Here is a 4,670-nt window from a genome sequence, read left to right on the forward strand (position 1 = left end):
TCCCTCACTAGTACGAATTCTTTCGGCAGCTTACGACAGTGGCTCACGGCCCGCCAGTACCACCGCCTCTAAGCGCCGCAACAACAGGGTATGGGGAAGATCGGTTGCAGACAAGGGCCGGACGAGCACCGTCTTCATTCCCATCAAGTTGCCCCCCAAAACATCAGTGAATATCTGATCGCCGATTACCGCTGTACGCCGAGGCTCGGAATCTAGCATCGACAGTGCCTTTTTGAACGCGAAAGGAAGCGGCTTGCTCGCTTTCGCGACGATTCTGACACCTAACTTCTCGGCGGCAGTGATCGCCGAGGCATGCCAGTTGTTGGAGACGAGGCAGATGGCGAAGCCTTGATCCTCGACACCTTTAAGCCAGTCGATGATCCGCGAAGGCGCCTGTGTGCCATTTCGCGGTAGCAGTGTGTTGTCAAGGTCGATGAGCAGGGTATCGACGCCCTCGGCGTACAGGGCATCGAGGTCTACGCGCAGGACATCGGAGACATAGAGGTCGGGTACGAGCAGCTTCATTCGCCAGGGTTCCTTAGTGGTCGGGGACTCCATCGCCATCGTGGTCGTGCGCGCCTTCCGGTAGCGCATCGCCGATAATCTCATCGAGTCGCACTAACTCGCCGAGAATGAAAGCTTCGCGCTCTGTCATGCCGGCGGAGCGATAGATGGCGCGAAAGATTGCGTACGCATCGTGTTGCTCTATGGGATCGCGCCACTCAGCGCCTGCTACCGCAGCATCAGCCTGCTCGACGGCGGCAGGAGTGTCGCTCCCGAAAAGGTAGAGTAGCTGCGCATAGTTCATGCGCAATATACCGGAGCGCGGATTGTTCTCGACACCTTGCCGCGCAATATCCAGCCCTGTCTCAACGTATCCGCGCTGGGCGAGCATCCAGGCCGCCACATAATACGCATCTATGAACTGTGGATCAAGAGCGATGACCGCCTGCATGGTCGGCAGCATCTGGGTTTGCTCGGTTAGCGTCAAATCCTCGTAGTATTCGTGAAAGATCGGGTCCAGGCGATTCCAGAGAACCGCCGCTATGAAGGTTCTCACTCCTGTGAGGTACGCAAAGCCCGCTCGCCCGAGTGCGGCAGAATCCCTGGCGATGGCCAACGCCTGCCTATCGGCGGCGAACTGACCCGCCAAAAGCAGCGCGGCGAGCGCTATCACCACAGTGACCCGCGAAAGTTTCGAGGTGGCGGCCATGGTCATCAAAGATCCTTGCGCTCGAACAGCGAGGCGGCGACGAGAAGCGCAATAGCGCTGTAAGCGAGCCAGACTGCAACCATCGTTGCTGCGTAAGCCGCCGAGTAACCATCACCATGCGCAACCGGATTGATGACATTGAATGTATCGAGCGAGGGATAGAGCGTGTAAAAAAGCGTGCCCGGATCTACGAGAAGCGAGCGCACGTGTCCAACGAAGAGGAATGTAAGCGCAATGGCCGCAACGATCACAGGCCCGGCAACAGTGGCGACCGCGATACCCACCGCTGCAATCACGCTGGCCTCAAGCCAGATGGCAAAAACCCCAAGCAACACCCTCCACATGAGCACATCGTAGTTGATCCAGCCGATTGCAAGAGTGACCGCGGCTATCGCAAAAAGCGTCAATCCGACGACAGCGCTAATACCAAGCCATGTACCGAGAAGATACTCTCCCCTGCCAACTCCACGCGCCAGCAAGGGATAGAGCGTCCGGCGCTCAATCTCGGAGGGTAAACGAGTGGATGTGTAGGCGATCGTCACGACCATCGCGAAAACGTAGATGAGAGCGAGAGCGACCTCACGAAATACCGCCTCAACTACCCCCTGTCCGTAGCTCGGAAGAAATGGGATCGCGGCGGCCATGGCGCCGGCAAAGAGGAAAACGGAGTAGAACAGCTTGCGGTGCAGGGCATCGGCAATGATTGAGGAGAATATCGCAAATATCCGATAAGCCATCATGACACCCCGTTCGAGCCGGCGATCAGACGCGAAAAATACTCCTCAAGCGACTCCCGCCGAGGAACGAGCGAAATTACCCGAAACCCACCGTCATCCAACGCGTCAACGATGGCTCTGGTCGAGCCCTCGGGAATCGAAATCAACCAGCGGGATCCATCGTTTCCGATATCCGCGGCGATCGCAACTACCCGCTCCGGCAGATGCGAGGCATCCCCTTCGGCCGTGACAAGGACCTGCCCTGCCACCTTCAAGAGATCCTCGATATCCCCTTTCGCGGCGACCCTGCCGCGATTGACTATCGTAACCTCATCGCACACCGCCTCCACCTCGGAGAGTTGGTGGGAGGAGAGCAGCACTGTGATCCCTTCGTCGCGAAGGCCCTTGATCAGGTCTCGGACATCGCGCTGGCCAACCGGATCCAATCCCGATGCGGGCTCATCGAGGATCAGCACCTTCGGATCGCCGAGAAGAGCCTGCGCGATCCCGAATCGCTGAAGCATGCCCCGAGAGTAACTCGACAGCCGGTCTTTCCCCCGGTGCTCGAGTCCAACCTTAGAGAGCAACTTATCAGCCTGCGCTTCAAGCTGCGCCTTGGGCATCTTCAGGGTACGCCCAATCACTCGAAGCACCTGATTTGCGGTCAGGTGAGGTGAAAAGTACGGCTGCTCAGGCAGGAAGCCCGCATAGCGCCTGACCTCGGGGGCCGCCTCATAGCCGAGTATCTCGAATCGACCCGCCTGCGGGCGCACAAGTCCGAGGAGCATCTTGATCGTGGTGGTCTTGCCAGCCCCATTGGGGCCGAGAAGCCCGTGGATCGTCCCGGGTCGGACGTAGATCGAGATGTCGTTGACGACCTCCCTTACCGCCGAGCCGTTGCGATAGCTCTTGTAAGCCCCCTCAACGAGGAGCGCAAACTCCCCTCCTTGCAGGCTGGAAGCGCTTGTACTTGTGTCATTCAAGGTGACCACACTGGTGTCTGCGTCTTGTGAGATTGCCGATGTCATCTACCGAACACCCTCCTCGATTCTTCTCTGGCCGCCCGATGCTCCGCATACGTCCTCGTAAAAGTATGCGAACCATCCGGTGAGGTCAAAACGTAATAGAGGTACTCCGTGTTGGCCGGTCTTATCGCCGCCTCGATCGATGCGATGCCAGGGTTGGCGATTGGTCCCGGCGTAAGGCCATGATACCTGTAGGTGTTAAACGGACTGTCGATCTCGAGATCCTTGTACCTCAAACGAAATCTGTTGCCAGGCAGCACATATTCTATGGTTGCATCGATCTCAAGCCGCATGTTTTTGGCCAGCCTATTGTATATCACGGATGCGACCGTTGGCCGCTCTGCGGCGACCTTCGTTTCTCTCTCGATGATAGACGCAATGATCACAATGTCTTCCACCGTTTGCCCGCGAGCCTCTGCTGGACCCATGTCGACGGCGTCCATCTCTTTATCGAACTGCCGAAGCATCATCGAGATGACATCGCGCGCTGTAGCTCCCTCTGGGACCCTGTAGGTTTTTGGAAACAGAAAGCCCTCAAGAGAGTCGCCAAAAGCTCCGACGAGATAGGGGTGCTCTTCGGCGAACTCAGGTGCACCGTCTTTCGCCAGAGCGAGAAACTCCTCAGATGGAATCCCAGCCTCGGCCTCAAAACGCTCGGCAATCTGCTCAATGATGAAGCCCTCGGGAATAGTTACCGTCGCAAAGCCTATTTGAGGGCCAGCCTTGAGCTTTCCGATGACGCTATCGTAGTCCATGCCGATCTCAAATGAGTAGGAACCGGCCTTGAGCTGGCCGTCAGCCTCGGCAAGGCGTGAGTGCACCCTGAACATGTTGGGATTTTTTATCACTCCGGCTTGCGCGAGCTCGTTTGCTATCGATGCGGTGCTGGCCCCGCGCTCGATCTCCACCATGGCGATTTCGCCGGCTTCCAGGTAGTAGAGGGGCGACTCGGCGCGAAACAACGTGTACCACACACCGCCGGCGCCAAGCGCCAGGAGCGCCAGCATCACAAGCGCGATACCGCCCAGGCGCTTTTTTCGGCGAGCGCCTGGAACGGGGTTAGCGGCCCTCCGGCCGGATCTTCGGTTCATCTATCGGTCTCCTAAGTGCAATCAAGGCTATTAAAATACGTCTGGAGCACTATCGCGGCAGCTACCATATCAACGCTTCCACGACGCTTTTTCGCCGAGACACCGCATGCTCCCATCTGCCGATTCGCCTGCGCCGAGGACAGACGCTCATCCTGAAACACGATATCTACAGGCAAGTGTCGGGCCAAAATCTCGACCTCGGCGCGAACGGCCTTCGCCTGGGGGCCCTCTTCGCCGCTCATTGTAAGCGGCAGACCGACTACCAGCATAGCGATGGAGTACTCGTCGATGATCGCGTGCAGGGGCGCCAGATCGCGCGAGAGCGGGGCAGCAAGCACCTCAAGCGGTGTCGCAATCCGGCTGCGGGAATCCCCTAGCGCGACTCCAACCCGGCGATCGCCGATATCCAATCCCAGTATCCGCATCGCTTACCCGCGGTTTGGCGCAAGCGTCTCGCGAGCGAGCGCAAGCGCCGAATCGATCCCCGAGGCGTCCTTCCCTCCGGCCTGCGACATCGCAGGCTTGCCGCCCCCTCCTCCTTTTACGGCAGGCGCGATCGCTTTTATGACCGCGCCAGCGTCGAAGCCCGCAGCAATCGCAGCGGAGCTGCCTGCCGCAAGCAGCA

General features: G+C 58.7%; 7 protein-coding genes. All 7 read right to left on the bottom strand.

The window, feature by feature from the left end; genetic code table 11:
- Window positions 1–30 precede the first annotated feature (30 nt).
- Window positions 31–525 carry a YqeG family HAD IIIA-type phosphatase gene (locus tag KGZ89_09260; GenBank protein MBS3975037.1) on the bottom strand — a complete coding sequence of 165 codons (495 nt, stop codon included), beginning with the start codon at window positions 523–525 and terminating at the stop codon, window positions 31–33.
- 13 nt (window positions 526–538) lie between these two features.
- Window positions 539–1,219: a hypothetical protein gene (locus KGZ89_09265; GenBank protein ID MBS3975038.1), complete on the bottom strand. Its 681-nt coding sequence runs from the start codon at window positions 1,217–1,219 to the stop codon at window positions 539–541.
- Entirely contained in the window at window positions 1,219–1,950 is a 732-nt protein-coding gene (locus KGZ89_09270; GenBank protein ID MBS3975039.1) for an ABC transporter permease subunit, read from the bottom strand. Before KGZ89_09270 ends, KGZ89_09265 begins: the two co-directional genes overlap by 1 nt.
- On the bottom strand, window positions 1,950–2,957 hold the full coding sequence (locus tag KGZ89_09275; protein ID MBS3975040.1) for an ABC transporter ATP-binding protein: 1,008 nt from the start codon (window positions 2,955–2,957) through the stop codon (window positions 1,950–1,952). Before KGZ89_09275 ends, KGZ89_09270 begins: the two co-directional genes overlap by 1 nt.
- Window positions 2,954–4,045: an endolytic transglycosylase MltG gene (mltG, locus tag KGZ89_09280; protein ID MBS3975041.1), complete on the bottom strand. Its 1,092-nt coding sequence runs from the start codon at window positions 4,043–4,045 to the stop codon at window positions 2,954–2,956. The genes KGZ89_09275 and mltG overlap by 4 nt, the downstream gene beginning before the upstream one ends.
- Window positions 4,046–4,056: 11 nt before the next feature.
- Complete coding sequence (ruvX, locus tag KGZ89_09285) at window positions 4,057–4,470, bottom strand: Holliday junction resolvase RuvX (protein MBS3975042.1); 414 nt, start codon at window positions 4,468–4,470, stop codon at window positions 4,057–4,059.
- A 3-nt stretch (window positions 4,471–4,473) separates the two neighbouring features.
- A partial coding sequence (locus KGZ89_09290; protein ID MBS3975043.1) for a hypothetical protein occupies window positions 4,474–4,670 on the bottom strand: 197 nt, incomplete at its 5' end.

The sequence above is a fragment of the Actinomycetota bacterium genome (assembly GCA_018334075.1).
Lineage (GTDB): Bacteria > Actinomycetota > Coriobacteriia > Anaerosomatales > UBA912 > JAGXSC01.

Bases quoted from the DNA above. Each gene is read 5' to 3' on its own strand.
- KGZ89_09260 (MBS3975037.1), bottom strand. From the start codon at position 525: ATGAAGCTGCTCGTACCCGACCTCTATGTCTCCGATGTCCTGCGCGTA.
- KGZ89_09265 (MBS3975038.1), bottom strand. From the start codon at position 1,219: ATGACCATGGCCGCCACCTCGAAACTTTCGCGGGTCACTGTGGTGATA.
- KGZ89_09270 (MBS3975039.1), bottom strand. From the start codon at position 1,950: ATGGCTTATCGGATATTTGCGATATTCTCCTCAATCATTGCCGATGCC.
- KGZ89_09275 (MBS3975040.1), bottom strand. From the start codon at position 2,957: ATGACATCGGCAATCTCACAAGACGCAGACACCAGTGTGGTCACCTTG.
- mltG (MBS3975041.1), bottom strand. From the start codon at position 4,045: ATGAACCGAAGATCCGGCCGGAGGGCCGCTAACCCCGTTCCAGGCGCT.
- ruvX (MBS3975042.1), bottom strand. From the start codon at position 4,470: ATGCGGATACTGGGATTGGATATCGGCGATCGCCGGGTTGGAGTCGCG.